Raw genomic sequence first — 3,698 nt, forward strand, 5'->3', positions numbered from 1 at the left:
CGGGGCGTGTCTACCCCCCGATGACGTCCTTGTCGATGTCGGGGATGTTGTCGCGGTTCATGTCCGGATCGCGGGCCTGTCGAGCGTCCCACCGCAGCAGGAACGCGGCGAGCACTGCCGAGACGACAGATCCGACGAGGATGGCCGCCTTGGCCGCGGCGGCGTGGTCGTCGGAGCCGCCCTCGAAGCTCAACTCGGCGATCAGCAACGCGACGGTGAAACCGACTCCGGTGAGGAATCCGACGGGCAGCAGATCGCGGATGCCGATCGCGTCTGGTAGGCGCAACGGCGTGAACCGGGTCATCAGCCACGTCGAACCCATCACACCCACGACCTTGCCGACGACGAGACCGACGACGATTCCGATCGACACCGGTTGGACGATCGAACCATCACCACCCACGACGGTGACGCCCGCGGCCGCGAAGGCGAACACCGGCAGGGCGAGCGCCGAGGAGTACGGGCGGACCGCGTCGTCGAGTCGCTCGGTGCGCGGCTCCTCCTCACCACGGATCGCAACGGCCGGCACCACGAACCCGAGGAGTACGCCCGCAACGGTCGCGTGCACCCCGGACGCGTGCATCAGACCCCACGCGACGACGGCGACCGGGATGAGGACCGGCCACCACCGCCACGCCTGCCGCACCAGCACGGCGAAGAGCGCCACCGCGGCAAGGGCGGCCGCCAGCATGACGAAGTCGATCTTCTCGGTGTAGAAGGTCGCGATGACGATGATCCCGAGCAGGTCGTCGACCACTGCGAGCGTCAGCAGGAACGTCCGCAGGGCGAGCGGGAGACCGCGGCCGAAGATCGCGAGAACTGCGAGAGCGAAGGCGATGTCGGTGGCGGTGGGGATCGCCCAGCCGTGCAGCCCGTCCGGGTCGCCGATCGCCACCACGACGACGTAACAGAGCGCGGGCGTGACCATGCCACCCACCGCGGCCGCAATGGGAACACCGGCGAGTTTGAGATCCCGGAGGCTCCCGGCCACGAACTCGTGTTTCAGTTCGACTCCGACGACGAAGAAGAAGATCGCCAACAGCCCGTCGGACGCCCAGTGCGCCAGCGACAGATGTAGGTGCAGCGCCTCAGGCCCCACCTCGACATGGAGCAGAGAATCGTAGGCCTCCCGCCACGGCGAGTTCGCCCAGAACACTGCAACAGCGGCGGCCACCAGAAGCAGCGCCCCACTGGTCGTGTCTAGCGCCGCCCAGCGCCGGATGCGATCGGCCTTGCGTGCGCTGTCTGCTGTCGGTTGCTCGTCGGCCATAGGCTCTCCTCTGCTCGATCGCACGCGGTGCGCCGGACGCCGCCCGCGCGACGAGCGGCCGACCAGACTTCCCGGCACAGAACATCGATTCTCCCCCACCGCAATGCCGCGGGCCATTCCGGGCCCACGGCCGGACCGCTGTCCACACCGGTCGACGGCCCGATTGATGTTGTCCACAGACGAGTTCCACGGGCCGATCACCCGGGCAGACGGACCTAGCCTTCGTCACATGTCTCCCCCGTCGAAGCTTCCGTCGAAAGCCTCACTCGGGCCTCGAATTCGTGACCGGGTGAGTTCGGCGCTGCGACCGGGGTGGACGCGCAGCGTCCTGATCCGACGTGTCGCCGCGACAGGACTGGTCGTCGCGGCCGTGGTGGTGGGGGTTGCCGGAACACGCGCCGACGGCGACGTCGAGGTCATGGTTGCCGCGCATGACCTGCTGCCGGGACAGGTGGTCGAGATAGACGATCTGGCGCCGCGGAGCGTCGCGGAAGCCACGGTTCCCGACGGTGTCCTCACCGAGGCGGCACCCGCACTCGGGCGAACCGTGACCGGGCGTGTCCGCGGAGGAGAAATCCTCACCGATGCCCGCCTGCTGTCGTCACGTCTACCCGCCGACCTGACCGGGGACGACGATGCCCGGCTCGTACCGATACGACTGTCGGACGAGGCCGTGACCGCGCTGCTGCGACCCGGCGACGTTGTCGACGTGTTGACCGAAGAGGCGGAAGTGCTGGCCCGCCGCGCCGTCGTCGCACTTCACGCTGCCGAATCACAGTCGGGTGGTATCGCTCCCGGCGGGACCGCGGCCACCCCGGTGCTGCTCGCGATGGACGCCGCATCCGCTCATCGGGTCGCGGCGGCGGGGCTCGATACGGCGCTCGCGGTGGTCCTGCACTGACGAACGGGCGGGTCACGGCATCACGACACAGCCGGGGAAATCAAGTCAAATGGATTGGTTCGTTCGCGATCGTGGATAGGGTAGTACGAGCTCGCCAAGCTGCATGTCGGATTTGCTCCGATCGTGCACAGAATCGCCGGACAAGAGCAGGACATCACCGAAAAGAGGCCGCACACCGTGCTCAAGGGATTCAGGGACTTCATACTCAAGGGCAATGTCGTCGAGTTGGCGACAGCGGTCATCGTCGGCGCTGCGTTCACCGCGATCGTCACCGCGTTCACGGATGGCATCGTCCAGCCGATCATCAACTCGATCCCCGTCGGCTCCGACGCCGCACAGGGACTCGGCTTCCAGATCACCGACAACCCATCGACATTCGTCGACCTCGGCAGTGTCATCACCGCGGTGATCAACTTCCTGATCATCGCCGCAGTGGTGTACTTCATCATCATCCTGCCGTACAACAAGCTGGCCGAGCTGGGCGGTTTCGGCAAGAAGGCGGAGGTCACCGAGATCGCGCTGCTGTCCGAGATCCGTGATCTGCTGGACCCCGACGGCGCCTCGAAGGCCAAGGCGGAGGCCGAGAGTGATCTGCCGGCGCATCTCTCCGATCCGTCCGGTCCGGTCGGCGACTCCTACGGTCCGCCGTCGGGCTCCTTCGCCCCGTACGAAGCACCCGCCGGAGCCGGTACGACGCAACGCATCTCGACTCCGCCGACACCACAGGGCCCGCCGTCGCAACCCACTCCCCCGCAATCGGTTCCGCCGCAGAACGTTCCGTCCCAGTCCGTCCCGCAGAATCGTCCGCCGCAGGGCCCGCCGCCCGGAAGCCCTTCGGGCCAGCCGTATCCGACGCCGCAGCCGGCACCCGGTAGCTACCCGCCGCCCGGGAACTACCCGGGCCCCGGCAACTACCCGCCTCCCGGCCCCGGAAGCGGTTATCCCGGTGAGCAATACCCGGGCGACTTCCCGGGTGAGGGCCCGGACGCGCCGGGGCGTCACTCCCGCTGACACGCGGGCTCCGTCTCCCAGGAAGCTGACAGCCGGAGCCATCCGAACCCGAAGGTCGGCCCCCTACTTTGGGATTCGTCGCCGGAACGTGCGACCGCACCGGACCTGAAAGACCGGTGCGACCGAACGAGAACAGGATGAACGAATGCCGAACAAGCCCGCACCGAACCGTCAGTCGCAGACCCAGAACCGGCGTCCGGCGCGTCCGCAGCAGCGCACCCAACCGCGTGCGCAGGCCCGCCCCAGGACGTTCCCGTGGTTCTTCGGTAGCTGAGTAACCCCGCTCCCAATCCAAAAGTCTGCACAATTCCTGCTCCCTGAGGTGCGAGGAGCGCAAGCCACTGCTTCTGCTCCCTGAGGTGCGAGGAGCGAAAGCCACTGCCCTCTGCTCCCTGAGGTGCGAGGAGCGCAAGCTACGCCCCCTCTGCTCCCTGAGGTGCGAGGAGCGCAAGCGACGAGCCACGAAGGGTTTGGCGACTTACCTCGTCAGCCCTTCGTGGCTCGCTTCGCTCACAC

Annotated in this window: 4 protein-coding genes; 3 read left to right on the plus strand and 1 reads right to left on the minus strand. The window is 67.6% G+C overall.

Going from position 1 to position 3,698, the window contains the following annotated elements; genetic code table 11:
• Nucleotides 1–10: 10 nt before the first annotated feature.
• Entirely contained in the window at nt 11–1,270 is a 1,260-nt protein-coding gene (gene nhaA, locus M4D77_RS23590; protein ID WP_159370358.1) for a Na+/H+ antiporter NhaA, read from the minus strand.
• Between the two features lie 229 nt (nt 1,271–1,499).
• On the opposite strand from nhaA, the gene M4D77_RS23595 reads away from it, so the two are divergent.
• From M4D77_RS23595 to M4D77_RS23605, 3 genes are all read left to right on the plus strand, one after another.
• The gene (locus tag M4D77_RS23595; protein ID WP_159370357.1) at nt 1,500–2,171 is read left to right on the plus strand and encodes an SAF domain-containing protein; all 672 of its coding nucleotides are present in this window, start codon (nt 1,500–1,502) and stop codon (nt 2,169–2,171) included.
• Nucleotides 2,172–2,348: 177 nt separating this feature from the next.
• A complete protein-coding gene (gene mscL, locus M4D77_RS23600) occupies nt 2,349–3,182 on the plus strand; it encodes a large conductance mechanosensitive channel protein MscL (RefSeq protein ID WP_159371852.1) in 834 nt (277 codons plus the stop codon).
• Nucleotides 3,183–3,327: 145 nt separating this feature from the next.
• The gene (locus M4D77_RS23605; RefSeq protein WP_259937705.1) at nt 3,328–3,456 is read left to right on the plus strand and encodes a hypothetical protein; all 129 of its coding nucleotides are present in this window, start codon (nt 3,328–3,330) and stop codon (nt 3,454–3,456) included.
• Nucleotides 3,457–3,698: the final 242 nt, after the last annotated feature.

Source organism: Gordonia sp. p3-SID1431 (genome assembly GCF_025143765.1).
GTDB lineage: Bacteria > Actinomycetota > Actinomycetes > Mycobacteriales > Mycobacteriaceae > Gordonia > Gordonia hongkongensis.